We start from the raw sequence: 16,487 nt of genomic DNA, 5'->3' as shown, positions 1-16,487 counted from the left end.
GGCATCCGCACCGGCGATTTTGCACGCCTTCTCCGGGCGAAACGGGATTGCAATTTGCAACAAATGGCCACGTCTTGAGCGCTCTATTTTCGATACATTGGGATCGTGGGTTGTGGCCGTCTGTCTAATAGATTGAATTCGTTTGAAGTTGGCGCCGTTGTTGGCTGTCAGGAGAAGAGAAGTGAAAAAGACCGTTTCGTTTATCGTTGCCGCTGCGCTGGGTTTGGGGCTGGTCAGCGCAGCCGAGGCGCACGTTTCGGTGGGCATCGGTATCGGCATTCCGGTTGCGCCCGCGTATCCGGTGTACGCTGCTCCGGTTTATGCGCCGCCTCCGCCCGTGGTCTATGCTCCGCCGCCGGTCGTCTATGCACCGCCGCCGGCCGTCGTGGTGGGCGGCTACTGGGGCCATCCGTACTACTGGCATCACCCGTATTACCACGGCTACTACCACGGGTACTATCGCCGTTGATCGCGGGCGGCAGCCGCCGCCTTGCCGATTTCACGCGCTACGGCGCAACGCGGGTTCAAGCCGCGTTGCGCCGTTTTCGTTTTGCGTCACCGAATAAGCGTAAGGTCGATCAGGACGCGTGCTGATCGATCAGATCGTGGTAGCCGTGCACGATCACGCTATAGGAGAAGTACGCAAAGAGCAGGGCGGAAAGGACGTGGCACGCGCGCAGCAGCGTCGTGCCGGCGCGCTTGCGGCCGTGGCTCGCGAGGCTGCAGAGGAAGAGCGTCCAGCCGAGTCCGCCAAGGAAGAAGCCGGTGAGGAAGAGCGCTGCGGCCCCGGCACTCGTCGCCCCCGACTTCGCGATCAGCGCGCCGCCTACCGCAGCGAACCACAGGATCGCACTCGGCGAAGAGAGTGCGAGCAGCACGCCGCGCAGGAAGCCGCGCCACGGCGACAGCGTGGGCGAGGCCGGATCCGCCTCGCCTTCCACGGGCGGTGCCGCCGCCGGATTGAGCGCTTCGCGCGCCATCTTGAAGGTGAGCATCAGCAGAATGGCCGACCCGCCGATCCAGACCACCCAGCGCACCGGCTCGAATTGCAGCAGCGCCGCCATGCCCGCGAGTGCGAGGGCCGCGTAGGTGAGATCGCCGAAACAGGACCCGAGGCCCAGCCAGAAACCCGGCTTGAAGCCGTGCGACAGCGTGAGCGAGATGATCGCGACGTTAACGAGGCCGATATCGAGGCAGAGCGAAAGCGAGAGAAAGAAGCCGTCTGAGAGCAGTGAGAAATGAGGCATTGAAGCGAATTTCTTGTTTGAACTTTATTGTTTGGACTGGCGTGTCCGTATAGGTGTCCATATGGCGCGAGCGGCGCGGCGCCGTCCGCGCGCTTCCTGTCGCGAGTGTAAGGTCTCAATAATCAGACGCCAATACACAGGTATTTGAGCTCGACATATTCGTCGATGCCGTACTTCGAGCCCTCGCGCCCGAGTCCCGACTGTTTCACGCCGCCGAACGGCGCGACTTCGTTCGAGATGAGCCCGGTGTTGATGCCCACCATGCCGTACTCGAGCGCTTCGGCCACGCGCCACACGCGGCCGATGTCGCGGCTGTAGAAGTAGGCGGCCAGGCCGAATTCCGTGTCGTTGGCGAGATGGATCACTTCCGCTTCGTCGCGAAAGCGGAACACGGCGGCCACCGGACCGAACGTTTCCTCATGCGCGATCAGCATGTCGCGCGTGACGTTCGCGAGCACGGTCGGCTCGACGAAGCGGCCTTCGCCCATGCCGCCTCCGGTGACGAGCGTGGCGCCCTTCGCCGTGGCGTCGGCAATGTGTTGAGCGACCTTTTCGACCGCGGCGTCGTCGATCAGCGGGCCCTGGGTAATGCCGGCCTCGAAGCCATTGCCGACACGGATTGCCCGCGAGGCTGCCGCGAGTTTCCCGACGAACGCATCGTAGATCGCGTCGTGCACATAGAAGCGGTTGGTGCAGACGCAGGTTTGTCCCGCGTTGCGGTACTTCGAGATCATCGCGCCTTCTACTGCCGCATCGAGATCGGCATCGTCGAAGGCGATGAACGGCGCGTGGCCGCCCAGTTCGAGCGCGATCTTCTTTACGGTGGGCCCGCACTGCTGCATGAGGATGCGTCCCACCGGCGTCGATCCCGTGAACGAGAGATGCCGCACGATGTCGCTTTCGCAGAGCACTTTGCCGATCGCGATCGAATTCGCCGCATCGGCCGTCACGACGTTGAACACGCCGCGCGGCACGCCCGCGCGCTGCGCGAGTTCGGCCAGCGCCAGCGCGCAGAGCGGCGTCTGCTCGGCGGGTTTCACGACGATCGTGCAGCCCGCGGCGATTGCGGGTGCGACCTTGCGGGTGATCATCGCGATGGGGAAATTCCACGGCGTGATCGATGCGCAGACACCGATCGGCTGTTTCAGGACGACTAATTTTCTGTCTGCCGCAGGACTCGCAAGAACATCGCCGTTGACCCGCTTCGCCTCTTCGGCAAACCATTCCAGAAACGATGCGCCGTATGCGACCTCGCCGCGCGCTTCGGCAAGCGGCTTGCCCTGCTCGGCGGTCATGATGGCGGCGAGATCGTCGGCGTGCTCGGTCACGAGTTCGAACCAGCGGCGCAGGATCGCCGCGCGCGCCTTGCCGGTCAGCGCGCGCCAGGCGGGCAGGGCGGCGTGGGCCGCCGCGATCGCGCGCTGGGCTTCGTCGGCGCCGAAATCCGGGACGCGGGCGATTTCGGTGTTGTCGGCGGGGTCGAGGACGGCGAAGTCCGCGGTGCCGCCGCTCCATTCGCCGTCGATCCAGGCGCGGGTCTTGAAGAGAGCGGGGTCTTTAAGCTGGGTCAGGCGCTCCGTTGCGGACAGAATCATCTTCGTGTCTCCTGAGTGCGTGAGCGGCGCGGCGATGGCCGCACCGCTCTCCAGTCGGGCGGCGCGAGGCGCGCGCGATCCGGCCGGAGCGGGCACCGGAGGCGCCGCGCCTCAGAGCCCGAGTTCGTCGTACAGCGTGTCGATGCGCGACTTCACGGCGGGGTCCATCTCGATCGCGCGGCCCCATTCGCGCGTGGTTTCGCCGGGCCACTTGTTGGTCGCGTCGAGCCCCATTTTCGATCCGAGCCCCGCGACGGGCGAGGCGAAATCCAGATAGTCGATGGGCGTGTTCTCCACGAGCACGGTGTCGCGCGCGGGGTCGATGCGCGTCGTGATCGCCCAGATCACTTCCTTCCAGTCGCGAATGTTCACATCATCGTCCACCACGACGATGAACTTTGTATACATGAACTGGCGCAGGAAGCTCCAGACGCCGAACATCACGCGTTTGGCATGCCCGGGGTAGCTCTTCTTCATCTGCACGATCGCCATGCGATAGCTGCAGCCCTCGGGCGGCAGATAGAAGTCGGTGATTTCGGGAAACTGCTTCTGCAACAGCGGCACGAACACTTCGTTGAGCGCCACGCCGAGCACAGCAGGTTCGTCGGGAGGTTTGCCGGTGTAGGTGGAGTGATAGATCGCGTCGCGGCGCATCGTGATGCGCTCGACCGTGAAGACCGGGAACCACTCCTGTTCGTTGTAATAGCCGGTGTGGTCGCCGTAGGGACCTTCGAGCGCATGCTCGTAGCTGGCGCTCGCGCCTTTCGCGGGCCGCGGCGGCGCGCCCGCGGGCGCCGGTTCCGGCTCGCCTTTCTGCGGGTAGATGAAGCCTTCCAGTACTATCTCTGCACGCGCGGGGACCTGCAGCGTGTCGACGCCGGGCGTGAGGCACTTCGCGAGCTCGGTGCGGCCGCCGCGCAGGAGCCCGGCGAACTGGTATTCCGAGAGCGTGTCGGGCACCGGCGTCACGGCGCCGAGGATGGTCGCGGGATCCGCGCCCAGCACGACGGCCACCGGATAGGGCTCGCCGGGATGGCGCAGGGCGAATTCGCGGAAGTCGAGCGCGCCGCCGCGATGGGCGAGCCAGCGCATGATGAGCTGGTTGCGGCCGATCAGCTGCTGGCGGTAGATCCCGAGGTTCTGGCGCGGCTTGTTTGGCCCGCGCGTGACGGTGAGGCCCCAGGTGATCAGCGGGCCGGCGTCGCCGGGCCAGCAGGTCTGGATGGGCAGCTTCGCGAGATCCACGTCCTGCCCCTCCCAGACGATTTCCTGGCAGGGCGGCGCGCTGACGGTCTTTGGCGCCATGTCCCAGACGGCCTTGGCGAGCGTGAGCAGTTTGCCGGCGTCCTTCAGGCCGCGCGGCGGCTCGGGTTCCTTGAGCGCCGAGAGGAGGCGCCCGACGTCGCGCAGCGACTCCAGGGCGACGCCGTCGCCGGCGCTCTCGGGCGTGTCGAGGCCCATGCCGAGCGCGACGCGGCGCGGCGTGCCGAACAGGTTGCCGAGCACCGGGAACGCATGGGCCGAACGGTTCTCGAAGAGCAGTGCGGGGCCGCCGGCGCGCAGCACGCGGTCGCACAGTTCGGTCATTTCGAGCACCGGGGAGACGGCTTGCGGGACCCGGCGCAGTTCGCCGAGGGTTTCCAGGCGAGCCACGAAGTCGCGCAGATCTTTATATTTCATCGGGAGCGGGATGGTGCCGCACCGGGCGGCGGCTGCGGGCGCCGCGGCCTTCGCGAGGGTGGGCGCAGACGGCGGATTCGATTGTCGATTTTACCTGTGTTGGCAGACACACGCTGCCGGACACAATGCGTAATGGGAGGCAAGACGAGGTCAGCAGGCCGGAAACGCGCATGGTGCGTGGCTCTCCTCGGACTGAACGCTGTTCATCATTACAATTAGTTATAACTTTGACAATCCATAGTATTGACGATCTATAAAACGCTGCTAGAATCCGTCCACACTGGTTGCAGGGCTTGCAAATTTTAGCCATCGTCCCGGTCCTTCAGACGCAACGCGTCGCCGTTTAGCCGACTCCCTGCACGGCTTTTCACGGTCTAGATTGGTTGTCCTTGCCAGCGCGCCTGTGCGCTGGCTTTTTGCGTGAGAACTCCCGCGCCGCCTCGGCGTGCTTCGATCAGTACCGGAGGAGTTCCACCGCGGCGAACTTGCCGTTTTCCCGACGCCGCTGCCGCACCAGCCAGGGCGCGCGGCGTCTTGATCCTGCATCGGGCTGTTGGCCTCGTGCCGCTCCCCCGGTCGGCCGGATCATGCAACATGGGAGATCTGTAGATGAATACCTGGTTATCGTGGTGGCGCGCCGACGAGCGTGTAGCGCTTGGTCTACGTGCGCTGCTGCGGCGTGGCACCCGCCTGAGCCATCACCTGTTCAGCCTCGTCGGCGGTTGCGCCGTCCTGCTCGCGCTTGCCCTCTGGCTGCTGCCCACGTGGCGCGGCACGCTGGCGGCGCGTTTGATGCCCTTCGTGTCGGCGGCCGTGCAGGCCGGACCGGCTCGCCTCCTGCAAGGCAACCCGCTGCCCTCGTTCGCACCCCCGGGCGCGGCGACGGACGACAACGGCAACGACGGCTCGATGCTGCCCGTGGCCGTCACGGCCGATAGCGGCGCGAACGTGGCAAACGGTGCAAACGGCGTCGCCAACGTCGCGGGCGTGGCCCAGTCGAACTCCGGCCTCGCGACGCTCGACGCGGCGGCGCTCAACGGCCTCGATCCGCGCTCGCTGCCGAGCGTCGGCTCGCTGGCCCGCATGATTCCGTCGCAGCGCATTACGCCCGATGCCCGCGATGACCGCATTCTCGTTTCGGAGCGCGAGCAGGCGCTCGTCGCCACCTATCTCTCGCGCCGCTATCGCGTGGCGCAGGAGCCGGTGGCTGAACTGGTCAAGGCTGCATTCGATACGGGCCGGGAAGTGGGGCTCGATCCGCTCCTGCTGCTCGCGGTCATGGCGATCGAGTCGGGCTTCAATCCGTACGCCGAAAGCGGCGTGGGAGCGCAAGGGCTGATGCAGGTGATGTCGAAGGTCCACTCCGACAAGTTCCAGTACTTCGGCGGCCAGAGCGCAGCGCTCGATCCGCTTGCGAACATCAAGGTGGGCGCGCTCGTGCTCAAGGACTGCATTGCGCGCGGCGGCTCGCTGCCGGGCGGTCTGCGTCTCTACGTCGGCTCGACCACGCAGGACGACGGCGGTTACGGCGCGAAGGTGATGGCCGAGCGTTCGCGTCTGCGCGACGTCGCCCGCGGCCGCAACGTGCCGATCAATGCGCCGCAGGCGCCCGTCACGACGGCGACGGCTACGGTCAGCACGCCTGCGCCGCAGAAGGTGGCGAGCAACAAGCGCGTGCAGGTGACGCTGGATGGTGCGCATCCGATCATCGAGAAGACGTCCGTTACGCCCGACAAGACCACGCCGGATCAGGACGACGCCAGCACCACGGCGCAGAAGCACGGTTCCGCGGCTCAGCTTGGCGCGTAATTAACGCATAAGGCGGGCAGCGCAACGCCGGCTCCTTTGGCAGGATCCACAAAAAATGGCACCCCCGGGTGCCATTTTTCTTGCCTGCGCGAAACGAAGCAGGCAGCCGAAGCAGGCAGCCGAGCCCGTTACCGGCTACCAGGCTACCGGCCGAAGAACCCGCGCAGCCGCTCGACAGCCTCTTCCAGCCGCTCGTATGCCGTGGCGTAGGAGAGCCGCACGTACTGGTGCGGTGCCGCGCTGCCGAAATCCATGCCCGGCACCATGACCGTCCCCGCATCGTGCAGCATCGCACGGGTCAGCGCGTCGCTGTCGCCGGCGCTGGGGTGTGCGACGTGCGTGCAGTCGGCATAGACGTAGAACGCGCCGTCGGGCATGACCGGCACGCGAAAACCCAGCGATTCGAGGGCAGGTGCAATGAAATCGCGCCGGCGCTGGAATTCGAGGCGGCGCGATTCGTAGATCGCAAGCGTGTCCGGCTCGAAGCACGCCAGCGCCGCATGCTGCGCGAGTGCCGACGCGCAGATGAAGAGGTTCTGCGCGAGCTTCTCGAACGCGCTGATGAGCGCGGGCGGCACGATCAGCCATCCCAGGCGCCAGCCCGTCATGTTGAAGTACTTCGAGAAACTGTTGACGGTCACGACGTCGTCGCCGAACGACAGCGCCGAAACGGGTCGCGCTCCGTAGCTCAAGCCCTGGTAGATTTCGTCGACGATCGTGAAGCCGCCGCGTGCCCGCACAGCTTGCACGATGCGTTCGAGCTCGCCGGGTTCGATCGAGGTGCCGGTGGGATTCGACGGCGAGGCGAGCAGCACGCCGCGCGTGCGTGGCGTCCAGAGCCGTTCGACGTCGGCGGCCGTGAGCTGGAAGCGCGCCTCGGGGCCGCTCGGCACGAGCACCGGCTTGCCTTCCGCCGCCGCCACGAAGTGGCGGTTGCACGGGTAGCACGGGTCGGGCATCAGCACTTCGTCGTCGCGATCGACGAGCGCCGTGCAGGCCAGCAGTAACGCGGCGGAAGCGCCTGCCGTTACCACGACGCGCGCCGGATCGATGGTGAGGCCGTACGCATCGCGGTAATGACCGGCGATGGCCTCGCGCAGCGCGTGAATGCCGAGCGCGTTGGTGTACTGGGTGACGCCGCGGCGCAGGGCGGCCGCGGCCGCTTCGACTACGGGTTCCGGTGCCGTGAAGTCCGGCTCGCCGATGCCCATGTGGATGATGTCGCGCCCGGCGCGTTCGAGTTTTGCCGCTTCCTTGGCCAGTTCCATGACATAGAACGGCTGGATGGCGTCGACGCGCGCGGCAAGCCGCAGGAGCGGTTCGGCAACGGTGTTCATGCGGGTGATTCCGATTCTTTCGTGCCGGGAAGGCCGGCTGGGTCCGGCGCGCGAGAGATGTTTCCCGGCGCGCGGACCGTATTACGACAACGACTGCCGATGCGCGAGGCGGCGAGGCAGGCGCACGCGGCGCTTGCCAGCCGCCTCCCGCATCACGACTTGCGCGCAGCCTGGATTTCCGTGGCGCGCAGTTGCACCGCGAGCTTGTCCAGCACGCCGTTGACGTACTTGTAGCCGTCCGAGCCGCCGAAGGTCTTCGCCAGTTCCACCGCCTCGTTGATCACGACGCGGTAGGGGATATCGACGTGGTGCGTAAGCTCGTAGGTCGCCACCAGCAGCACCGCGCGTTCGACGGGCGAAAGCTGCTCGATGGGACGGTCGAGGCAGGGCGCGATGGCGGCCGAAAGCGTCTCGGCATCGCGGATCACGCCGTGCAGGATCGCGTCCAGATGCTCGTGGTCGGCCTTGTCGTAGCCCTGCGAACCGCGCAGTTGCGCGTCGATTTCGCCGGCGGGCACACCCGACAGCAGCCACTGATACAACCCCTGCGTGGCCAGTTCGCGGGAGCGGCGGCGCGCGCTCTTCATTGCTGTTCCTCTTCGTCTTCCTCGTCTTCGTCCTCGTCGTCGTCGCCGCCGTCGAGTTGCTCCAGCGCCACCGTGAGGTTGGCCATTTCGACGGCGACGCGCGCGGCGTCACGACCCTTTTCGGTCATGCGCGCGACGGCCTGCTCGTCGTTTTCCGTCGTCAGCACGGCGTTCGCCACCGGCACGCCGAAGTCGAGCGCGATGCGCGAGATGCCCGCGCCGCTTTCGTTCGAGACGAGTTCGAAGTGATAGGTCTCGCCGCGCACGACCGCGCCGAGCGCGATCAGCGCGTCGAACTGGCCGCTTTCGGCGAGCTTTTGTAGTGCGAGCGGGATTTCCAGCGCGCCCGGCACGGTGACGAGCAGCACGTCTTCGCCCGTCACGCCGAGGCGTTCGAGCTCTTCGATGCACGCGTCGGCGAGGCCGTTGCAGACCGGTTCGTTAAAGCGCGACTGGACGATGCCGATGCGCAGTCCGTCGCCGTCGAGGTTCGGTTGATATTGTCCGATTTCCATGTGGTATCCGTTGGTTCGGTTAAGCGTTATGACGCGTGTTGAGCGGGGTGCGGCCGCGGCGGGTGAGGCGTGGCCGCTCAGGCGCGCGTGGTGGCGCGCTCGGCGGTTTCGGGCGGGCAGGGCGCCTCGGTGCTGCTGCCCGGCATCGGCACGAAGCCGGTGACTTCGAGCCCGTAGCCCGACATGCTGCCGAGGCGGCGGGGTTTCGACAACACCTGCATGTGTCCCACGCCCAGCTCGCGCAGGATCTGCGCGCCGATGCCGTAGGTCTTGAAATCGACCGGGCGGCGCGCGAGCGCCTCCGCGCGCTCCTTCTGGTCGAAGGCCTGGAAGACTTCGATCAGATGTTCCTTCGTGTCGCCGCAGTTGAGCATGACGATCACGCCGAGATCGCGTTCGGCGATTTCGCGCATGGCGGCGTCGAGCGTCCACGAGTGCGTGGACGCGCCCGTTTCGAGCAGGTCCAGCACCGACAGCGGCTCGTGCACGCGCACCGGCGTGTCGCGCTCGGGCGTGGGCGTGCCGCGCACGAGGGCGATGTGTGGCGTGCGCGTGGGGTGATCGACGTACATGACCGCGCGGAACGTGCCGTGCGCCGTTTGCATGGTGCGCTCCGCCACGCGCTCCACGATCGACTCGGTGCGGCTGCGGTAGTGGATCAGGTCGGCGATCGTGCCGATCTTCAGGTTGTGCTCCTGCGCGAACTCGATGAGGTCGGGCAGGCGCGCCATCGTGCCGTCGTCCTTGATGACCTCGCAGATCACCGCGGCCGGCGTGAGGCCCGCGAGCGCCGTGAAGTCGCAGCCTGCCTCGGTATGGCCAGCGCGCACGAGCACCCCGCCCGGCTGCGCCATGATCGGGAACACGTGACCCGGCTGCACGATGTGCTCGGCGCGCGCGTCGTGCGCGACGGCCGTCTGGATCGTGCGGGCGCGGTCGGCGGCGGAAATGCCGGTCGTCACGCCCTCGGCCGCCTCGATGCTCACCGTGAACGCGGTGCCGTACTGCGTGCCGTTGCGATAGGTCATGAGCGGCAGGTTGAGCAGCTTGCAGCGTTCCTGCGTGAGCGTCAGGCAGATCAGGCCCCGGCCGTATTTCGCCATGAAGTTGATCGCTTCGGGCGTGACGAATTCGGCGGCGATCACGAGGTCGCCCTCGTTCTCCCGGTCTTCTTCGTCGACGAGGATCACCATCCGGCCGGCTTTGAGCTCGGCGATGATCTCGGGGGTGGTGGCGAGGGTCATGTTGGGATCTTTTTGGGAAAGCGCATATTTTACGCCACGCGGGCGGGCAAGTCGCCGTCGACGGGGCCGAGGGTTGGCCGAACGGCCGGCTGGGCAGCGCCGGACACGGTCGGCACAATAGTAACGGTTGACGTTATTAACGCATGGCGTTACTATCCGCGATGATGACTTCGTTTGCATGCCGTGACACTGAGGCGCTCTTCCTTGGGCGCCGGGTTGCCCGCTTTGCCCTGATCGAGCGGGCGGCAATCCGCAAGCTGCAGCAGATTCATGCCGCCGCTACGCTCTCGTTCCTGCGCGCTCCGCCCGGCAACCGGCTGGAGCGCCTGTCGGGCGATCTCGCGGGTGGCTACAGCATCCGCATCAACGTGCAATGGCGGATCTGCTTTTACTTCGAGAACGGCGAGGCAGCGGAGGTCCGCATCATCGACTACCACTGAGGAGGACCACCATGGTACGGGAAGTTCCGCTTGCAACACCGGGCGAGATCCTTTCGGAAGACTGGCTCAAGCCCATGGGCATCAGCCAGTACGCGCTCGCGAAGGCGATTGGCGTGCCGCCGCGCCGCATCAACGAAATCGTGCTCGGCAAGCGCGCCATCACGGCCGACACCGCCGTGCGCCTCGCGGTCTACTTCGGCACCGACGCGCGCAGCTGGATGGAGCTGCAGGCGCACTACGACACCGAACTCGCGCGCGAGCAACTGCAGGACGTGCTGGCGCGCATCCAGCCGCTCGTGCGCGCGGAGCTTGCCGAAACCACCTGAAGGCCGCTTGAGTACGCACGCGCCGGTGCCATTGCGCGCTTCATGGCAAAGGTCAGGGCAAAGGTCATCGCAAAGACCGGTGCCGCCTTGCGTTTGCAAGGCGGCACCGCCGGATCATCGCAGCACGACGTCGTCGGACAGGCCTTTCGTCAGTTCGAGCGCCTGGCGCTCGAAAAGCCGGCGATAAAGCCCGTTCGGGCGGCGAACGAGGGCGTCGTGGGTGCCTTCCTCCACCACTCGCCCGCGATCGAGCACCAGCAGCCGGTCGAGCGCACGCACGGTCGAGAGCCGGTGTGCCACTACCACCGTCGTGCGTCCCACCATCAGCCGCTCCATCGCTTCCTGGATCAGCACTTCGCTCTCGCTGTCGAGGCTCGAGGTCGCTTCGTCGAAGATCAGGATCGACGCGTTGGCGAGAAACGCCCGGGCAATCGCGACGCGCTGGCGCTCGCCTCCCGAGAGCTTCACGCCGCGCTCGCCCACGAGCGTGTCGTAGCCGTGCGGCAACGCGTCGATGAAATCGTGCGCACTGGCGAGCTTTGCCGCGCGTTCGATCTCGGCGCGCGTCGCGCCGGGCCGCGCATAGGCGATGTTCTCCGCGAGCGAGCGGTGGAACAGCACCGGCTCCTGCTGCACGATGGCGATCTGCGAGCGCAGCGAGGCCTGCTGCACGAGCGCGATGTCCTGGCCGTCGATCGTGATCCGGCCGTCGGAGACGTCGTACAGGCGCTGGATCAGCTTGATCAGCGTGGTCTTGCCCGAGCCCGAGTGGCCAACGAGTCCCACACGCTCACCGGGCTTGATCCGCAGCGTGAGGTTCTCGTACAGCGGCCGTTCGATCGTGCCGTAGTGGAACGTCATGTTCTCGAAGCGGATGTCGCCGCGATCCACCACGATGGGCGGAGCGTTGGGCTTGTCGTCGATCCCGAGCGGCTGCGCATCGAGCATCACGAGTTCTTCCATGTCGTTGACCGAGCGCTGCAGGTTGCGCACATGCATCCCGACGTCGCGCAGATAGCCCTTCAACAGGAAGAACAGCGTGAGCGCGAACGTGATGTCGCCCACACTCGCGAGGCCTCGCGCCCAGAGGATCAGCGCCGAGCCGAGGATGGCCGCCTGCATCACGACGAGCAGCACGCCCTGCACGCCGCCATTGAGCGTGCCGCGCCGCCACGTGCGGCGCGTGCGGCTGTCCCACTTCGAGATCACGCGCGCGAGCCGCGCCTCTTCGCGCGCTTCCGCGCCGAACGCCTTCACGACGGCGTTGCAGGAGATCGCGTCGGCCAGTGCGCCGCCCATCTTCGTGTCCCAGGCGTTCGCGAGCCGCGCCGAAGGCGCGACATAGAAGAGCGACAGCGACACCGTGATGGCGAGGTAAAGCAGCGAGCCCAGCCCCACGACGAGCCCCATCACGTGCCAGTGCAGCCCGAGCAGCACGGTCGAGCCCACCAGCATCACGAGCGACGGGAAGAGCGCGACCAGCAGCGTGTCGTTGAGCAGGTCGAGCGCCCACATGCCGCGCGTGATCTTGCGCACGGTGGAACCTGCGAAGCTGTTCGCGTGCCAGTCGGTGGAGAAGCGCTGCACGCGATGAAACGCGTGCGTGGCGATCTCGCTCATCATCTTCAGCGTGAGCACGATGATGTTCTGGAATGCGGCCTGGCGCATGAGCGTGCCTGCGAGCCCGAGCGCGGTGAGCATCCAGAACGCCCAGACGGCTGCGTGCCACGCGGTATCGCTGCCGCTGGCGGCGTCGCGGGCGAGGGCATCGACGAGTTCGCCGGCGTAGTGCGGCGTGAGCACGTCGGCGAGCGCGCCGAACAGGGCGGCGAGCGCGATGGCGAACACGCGCACGGGCTGGCGCGTCCAGTGCCGCCAGGTGAAGCCGAGCACGTCGCGGAACGTGCGTCCTCCGGAATCGGTTTTTGCTTTTTGGTCGGTCATGGGGAGTGTGCTCCGGACTTTGCGCCCGGAGACTCGATGAAAAATTGGCAATGGAAAACGAACCCGTGCGTCGCGGCGGCGGCCGGACGCACTACTTCGAATTCGTGGAAATGCTGCGCGGCGAAAAGGAGGCCGCGCGGAGCGCGATTGCGCTAACCTCGGCGCGAAAGTCGCGATGAACCCGACTTCACCCGAGGCATTGGCATGCCGGCGGCGATTGGAGTGTTCTTGACCATCTCAGCCTCCTCGGAAAATCGGGTAAAGGGGAAGGGCGCCGCTCGTGTCGGCACCCGTATGAAGATTCTGCCGATTCTAACAGCGTCCCGACCTTCGTGCTTGCGGTGTTGGAGGGTGTGACGGAAACGACACGGCAGTCGCGAGAAAGGAGGGCCCGGGCCGCCGTTAGGCGAGGATGTTGCGTTAGTGCGAGTTACTTCAGTGAGAGTTACTTCAGCGTCGACGAACCGGCGCTGCCCTGCGAGGAACTGAGCATCCGCTCCACATACCGCGCAATCAAATCGATCTCCAGATTCACTGCGGTTCCTACCTGCAGATGCTTGAGCGTCGTAACTTCAACAGTATGCGGGATCAGATTGATCGAGAACTCGCAGCCATCGGCGCGATCCTCCACCGAGTTGACCGTGAGGCTCACCCCATTCACCGTCACCGAGCCCTTGTAGGCGAGATAGCGGCCGATATCGGCGGGCGCGAGAATGCGCAGTTCATGCGATTCGCCCACCGGCGCGAAGTAAGTGACGGTGCCGATCCCGTCCACATGGCCCGAGACGATGTGGCCGCCCAGCCGGTCGTGCGCGCGCAGCGCCTTTTCCAGGTTCACTTCGCCCGTTGCCGCAAGGCCCACGGTGCGGTTCAGACTTTCGCGCGAGACATCGACGTCGAAGGTCGTCGCCGACTTCTCGACGACAGTCATGCACGCGCCCTGGATTGCAATGCTGTCGCCGATCAGGACGTCGTCGAGGCCGAGGCTACCCGCGTCCACGCTCAGGCGCACGCCGGCGTCGGCGCCGCTGCGAAGCGGCGTGATCGATGCGATGCGGCCCACCGCCGCGACGATTCCGGTAAACATCGTGCTGTTCCTCGTGTTCGATTGCCTGTTCGGATCGACCCCGCCGCTCGGGCTCAGGGCGTATCCGTTTGCGCATCCTCGGCACGCTCGATGCGCGCGAGGATGCGCAGGTCGTCGCCGATACGATCGACCGCATGAAAATTCAGGCGCGTGCGCGCATCGAGCGAGGCGGGCGCGGCGATGTCGATCATGCCGAGCGCGTTGGTGCCGAGGAGCGACGGCGCCACGTAGAGCAGCAGCTCGTCCACGCAGCCTTCGCGCAGGAGCGAGCCGTTGAGCTTGTAACCCGCTTCCACGTGCAGCTCGTTCACGCCGCGCGCGGCGAGTTCGCCGAGCATCGCGGGCAGATCGACCTTGCCGTGCGCGTTGCCGAGCGCGACGATCTCGGCGCCGCGCGCGCGCAGGGTTTCGGCGCGTTCGGCGTTGTGTTCGTCGAGCGACGCGCAGAACACGAGCGTCGGCGCGCCGACGAGGATCTGCGCGAGAGGCGACACGTCGAGCCGGCTGTCCACCAGCACGCGTTTGGGCTGGCGCGGCGTATCGACGGCGCGCACGGTCATGCGCGGGTCGTCTTCCTTCACGGTGCCGATGCCCGTGAGGATCGCCGAGGCGCGCGCGCGCCACGCGTGGCCGTCCGCGCGGGCCGCTTCGCCGGTGATCCACTGGCTCTCGCCCGAGGGCAGGCCGGTGCGGCCGTCGAGCGTCGCCGCGATCTTCATGCGCACCCACGGGCGCTTGCGCACCATGCGCGAGACGAAGCCGATGTTCAGCTCGCGCGCCTCGTTGGCGAGCAGCCCGCAGCGCACGTCGATGCCCGCGTCGCGCAATATGCCGAGTCCTCGCCCCGAAACGAGCGGGTTCGGATCTTCCATTGCCGCGATCACGCGCGCGACCTTCGCTTCGATCAGTGCATTCGCGCACGGCGGCGTGCGGCCGAAGTGGCTGCAGGGTTCGAGCGTGACATAGGCCGTCGCGCCGCGCAGGTCGTTGCCGCGTGCGCGCGCGTTCTTCATCGCCTGGATTTCGGCGTGATCCTGGCCGGCCGGCTGCGTGTGGCCTTCGCCGATGATCTCGCCGTCCTTCACCAGTACGCAGCCGACGCGCGGATTCGGGTCGGTCGTGTAAAGGCCGCGCGCCGCGAGGGCGAGCGCGCGTTCCATATGGAGGAAATCGGTTTGCGAGAACATCGTCGTGCTTTCTCCGCGGCGGCGGGTCGGGGGCGCCGGGCGCAGCGCCCGGCGAGGTCGTTGTGTGCGCTCTTGCGTGACGCGCTATGCCGTGCTTCGCGTGACGGATCAGCTGGCGAAGGCGCGGCGCGCGGCGGCGATCGTTTCGTCGATCGTCGCGTCGTCGTGCGCGCTCGACACGAAGCCTGCTTCGTAAGCCGACGGCGCGAAGTACACGCCCGCATCCAGCATCTGATGGAAGAAGCGGTTAAAGCGCGCAACGTCGCTTTTCGTGACTTCGGCGAAGCTGGTCGGGACGGTGTCCGCAAAGTAGAGGCCGAACATGCCGCCCACCGAATCCGCCACGAACGGCACCTGCGCTTCGCGCGCCGCGGCGCTCAAGCCTTGCGCGAGGCGTGCCGTTTGTGCCGAAAGTTTTTCGTAGAAGCCGGGCGCCTGGATCAGCTGCAGTGTCTTGAGGCCGGCCGCGACCGCCACCGGGTTGCCCGAGAGCGTGCCCGCCTGGTACACGGTGCCGTTGGGCGCGAGGTGGTCCATGATCTCGCGGCGGCCGCCGAATGCCGCGGCGGGCATGCCGCCGCCGATCACCTTGCCGAGGCACACCATGTCCGCCTCCACGCCGTAGAGTGCCTGCGCGCCCTTCAGGCCCACGCGGAAGCCGCACATCACTTCGTCGAAGATCAGCACGGCGCCGTGCTTCGTACAGAGGCTGCGCAAGGCGCCGATGAATTCGGGCGAGCCTTTCACGAGGTTCATGTTGCCCGCCACCGGCTCGACGATCACGGCGGCGATCTCGTCGCCGAACGCCTTGAACGCTTCTTCGAGAGCGGCCACGTTGTTGTACTCGAGCACCGTGGTGTGCTTCGCGATATCGACGGGAACCCCCGCCGAAGTCGGATTGCCGAACGTGAGCAGACCCGAGCCGGCCTTAACCAGCAGGCTGTCGGCGTGGCCGTGGTAGCAGCCCTCGAACTTCACGATGCGGTCGCGCTTCGTGTAGCCGCGCGCGAGACGCAGCGCGCTCATGGTGGCTTCGGTGCCGCTCGACACCATGCGCACCTGCTCCATCGAAGGGACGATCTTGCAGATTTCCTCGGCGATTTCGATCTCGGCCTCGGTCGGCGCGCCGAACGAGAAGCCCTTGTGCAGCACGCGTTCGACGGCTTCCAGCACTTCCGGATGGACGTGGCCGACGATCATCGGGCCCCAGGAGCCGATGTAGTCGATGTAGCGTTGGCCGTCCGCGTCCCAGAAGTACGGGCCTTGCGCGCGCTCGATGAAGCGCGGCGTGCCGCCGACCGAGCGGAACGCCCGCACGGGCGAGTTGACGCCGCCGGGAATGGTGCGCTGCGCGCGTTCGAAGAGGGCCTCGTTCCGGGACGGCGTGCTGGACTGGGTGTTGGACATGGGTGCTGGGCCTGCGTGAGTGCTGCGTGTGTGATAGCGCGCGGCGCGAAATTCGGGCGCGGCGTAGGGAGGATCTGCTGAA

At 66.5% G+C, this 16,487-nt stretch carries 15 protein-coding genes; 4 read left to right on the top strand and 11 right to left on the bottom strand.

Annotated features, from left to right (window positions below; genetic code table 11):
- Positions 1-181 precede the first annotated feature (181 nt).
- Positions 182-469 carry a hypothetical protein gene (locus U5760_RS27800; RefSeq protein ID WP_322015514.1) on the top strand — a complete coding sequence of 96 codons (288 nt, stop codon included), beginning with the start codon at positions 182-184 and terminating at the stop codon, positions 467-469.
- A gap of 109 nt (positions 470-578) precedes the next feature.
- On the opposite strand, the gene U5760_RS27795 is transcribed toward U5760_RS27800, so the two are convergent.
- From U5760_RS27795 to U5760_RS27785, 3 genes are all read right to left on the bottom strand, one after another.
- Entirely contained in the window at positions 579-1,247 is a 669-nt protein-coding gene (locus U5760_RS27795; RefSeq protein WP_322015513.1) for a LysE family translocator, read from the bottom strand.
- Positions 1,248-1,369: 122 nt separating this feature from the next.
- A complete protein-coding gene (locus tag U5760_RS27790) occupies positions 1,370-2,842 on the bottom strand; it encodes an NAD-dependent succinate-semialdehyde dehydrogenase (RefSeq protein ID WP_322015512.1) in 1,473 nt (490 codons plus the stop codon).
- A gap of 111 nt (positions 2,843-2,953) precedes the next feature.
- The gene (locus tag U5760_RS27785; protein WP_322015511.1) at positions 2,954-4,522 is read right to left on the bottom strand and encodes a UbiD family decarboxylase; all 1,569 of its coding nucleotides are present in this window, start codon (positions 4,520-4,522) and stop codon (positions 2,954-2,956) included.
- Positions 4,523-5,131: 609 nt separating this feature from the next.
- Between U5760_RS27785 and U5760_RS27780 the strand changes: the two genes are divergently transcribed.
- A complete protein-coding gene (locus tag U5760_RS27780) occupies positions 5,132-6,331 on the top strand; it encodes a lytic transglycosylase domain-containing protein (protein WP_322015510.1) in 1,200 nt (399 codons plus the stop codon).
- A gap of 143 nt (positions 6,332-6,474) precedes the next feature.
- On the opposite strand, the gene U5760_RS27775 is transcribed toward U5760_RS27780, so the two are convergent.
- The 4 genes from U5760_RS27775 to ribBA all read right to left on the bottom strand — a co-directional run bounded on the left by U5760_RS27775 (position 6,475) and on the right by ribBA (position 10,014).
- Complete coding sequence (locus U5760_RS27775) at positions 6,475-7,668, bottom strand: pyridoxal phosphate-dependent aminotransferase (RefSeq protein ID WP_322015509.1); 1,194 nt, start codon at positions 7,666-7,668, stop codon at positions 6,475-6,477.
- 152 nt (positions 7,669-7,820) lie between these two features.
- Positions 7,821-8,255, bottom strand: a complete 435-nt coding sequence (gene nusB / locus U5760_RS27770) for a transcription antitermination factor NusB (protein ID WP_322015508.1) — start codon at positions 8,253-8,255, stop codon at positions 7,821-7,823.
- Positions 8,252-8,770, bottom strand: coding sequence for a 6,7-dimethyl-8-ribityllumazine synthase (ribH, locus tag U5760_RS27765; protein ID WP_028226001.1), 519 nt, complete (start codon positions 8,768-8,770; stop codon positions 8,252-8,254). The genes nusB and ribH overlap by 4 nt, the downstream gene beginning before the upstream one ends.
- A 77-nt stretch (positions 8,771-8,847) precedes the next feature.
- Positions 8,848-10,014 (bottom strand): bifunctional 3,4-dihydroxy-2-butanone-4-phosphate synthase/GTP cyclohydrolase II, encoded by a 1,167-nt coding sequence (gene ribBA, locus U5760_RS27760; protein WP_322015507.1) that lies wholly within the window; start codon positions 10,012-10,014, stop codon positions 8,848-8,850.
- 161 nt (positions 10,015-10,175) lie between these two features.
- On the opposite strand from ribBA, the gene U5760_RS27755 reads away from it, so the two are divergent.
- Both U5760_RS27755 and U5760_RS27750 read left to right on the top strand, forming a co-directional pair.
- Positions 10,176-10,454, top strand: coding sequence for a type II toxin-antitoxin system RelE/ParE family toxin (locus U5760_RS27755; protein WP_415914191.1), 279 nt, complete (start codon positions 10,176-10,178; stop codon positions 10,452-10,454).
- A gap of 11 nt (positions 10,455-10,465) precedes the next feature.
- The gene (locus U5760_RS27750; protein WP_322015505.1) at positions 10,466-10,780 is read left to right on the top strand and encodes a HigA family addiction module antitoxin; all 315 of its coding nucleotides are present in this window, start codon (positions 10,466-10,468) and stop codon (positions 10,778-10,780) included.
- Positions 10,781-10,894: 114 nt separating this feature from the next.
- Here the strand turns inward: U5760_RS27750 and U5760_RS27745 are convergent, their stop codons facing one another.
- The 4 genes from U5760_RS27745 to hemL all read right to left on the bottom strand — a co-directional run bounded on the left by U5760_RS27745 (position 10,895) and on the right by hemL (position 16,405).
- On the bottom strand, positions 10,895-12,724 hold the full coding sequence (locus U5760_RS27745) for an ABC transporter ATP-binding protein (protein ID WP_322015504.1): 1,830 nt from the start codon (positions 12,722-12,724) through the stop codon (positions 10,895-10,897).
- A 445-nt stretch (positions 12,725-13,169) separates the two neighbouring features.
- Complete coding sequence (locus U5760_RS27740) at positions 13,170-13,811, bottom strand: riboflavin synthase (protein WP_322015503.1); 642 nt, start codon at positions 13,809-13,811, stop codon at positions 13,170-13,172.
- Positions 13,812-13,864: 53 nt separating this feature from the next.
- Positions 13,865-14,998 carry a bifunctional diaminohydroxyphosphoribosylaminopyrimidine deaminase/5-amino-6-(5-phosphoribosylamino)uracil reductase RibD gene (gene ribD, locus U5760_RS27735; RefSeq protein WP_322015502.1) on the bottom strand — a complete coding sequence of 378 codons (1,134 nt, stop codon included), beginning with the start codon at positions 14,996-14,998 and terminating at the stop codon, positions 13,865-13,867.
- A gap of 108 nt (positions 14,999-15,106) precedes the next feature.
- On the bottom strand, positions 15,107-16,405 hold the full coding sequence (hemL, locus tag U5760_RS27730) for a glutamate-1-semialdehyde 2,1-aminomutase (RefSeq protein WP_322015501.1): 1,299 nt from the start codon (positions 16,403-16,405) through the stop codon (positions 15,107-15,109).
- Between the last annotated feature and the right edge of the window lie 82 nt (positions 16,406-16,487).

The organism is Paraburkholderia sp. J12 (assembly GCF_905220215.1).
Taxonomy (GTDB): Bacteria; Pseudomonadota; Gammaproteobacteria; order Burkholderiales; family Burkholderiaceae; genus Paraburkholderia.
Note: the sequence above shows the minus strand (reverse complement) of the source record. Positions and strands in the feature narration are given on the sequence as shown.

Coding starts and splice junctions, on each gene's coding strand:
- U5760_RS27740 (WP_322015503.1), bottom strand. CDS start 13,811: ATGTTTACCGGAATCGTCGCGGCGGTGGGCCGCATCGCATCGATCACG.
- ribH (WP_028226001.1), bottom strand. CDS start 8,770: ATGGAAATCGGACAATATCAACCGAACCTCGACGGCGACGGACTGCGC.
- U5760_RS27775 (WP_322015509.1), bottom strand. CDS start 7,668: ATGAACACCGTTGCCGAACCGCTCCTGCGGCTTGCCGCGCGCGTCGAC.
- U5760_RS27785 (WP_322015511.1), bottom strand. CDS start 4,522: ATGAAATATAAAGATCTGCGCGACTTCGTGGCTCGCCTGGAAACCCTC.
- nusB (WP_322015508.1), bottom strand. CDS start 8,255: ATGAAGAGCGCGCGCCGCCGCTCCCGCGAACTGGCCACGCAGGGGTTG.
- U5760_RS27790 (WP_322015512.1), bottom strand. CDS start 2,842: ATGATTCTGTCCGCAACGGAGCGCCTGACCCAGCTTAAAGACCCCGCT.
- hemL (WP_322015501.1), bottom strand. CDS start 16,405: ATGTCCAACACCCAGTCCAGCACGCCGTCCCGGAACGAGGCCCTCTTC.
- U5760_RS27780 (WP_322015510.1), top strand. CDS start 5,132: ATGAATACCTGGTTATCGTGGTGGCGCGCCGACGAGCGTGTAGCGCTT.
- U5760_RS27750 (WP_322015505.1), top strand. CDS start 10,466: ATGGTACGGGAAGTTCCGCTTGCAACACCGGGCGAGATCCTTTCGGAA.
- U5760_RS27755 (WP_415914191.1), top strand. CDS start 10,176: ATGATGACTTCGTTTGCATGCCGTGACACTGAGGCGCTCTTCCTTGGG.
- ribD (WP_322015502.1), bottom strand. CDS start 14,998: ATGTTCTCGCAAACCGATTTCCTCCATATGGAACGCGCGCTCGCCCTC.
- ribBA (WP_322015507.1), bottom strand. CDS start 10,014: ATGACCCTCGCCACCACCCCCGAGATCATCGCCGAGCTCAAAGCCGGC.
- U5760_RS27795 (WP_322015513.1), bottom strand. CDS start 1,247: ATGCCTCATTTCTCACTGCTCTCAGACGGCTTCTTTCTCTCGCTTTCG.
- U5760_RS27745 (WP_322015504.1), bottom strand. CDS start 12,724: ATGACCGACCAAAAAGCAAAAACCGATTCCGGAGGACGCACGTTCCGC.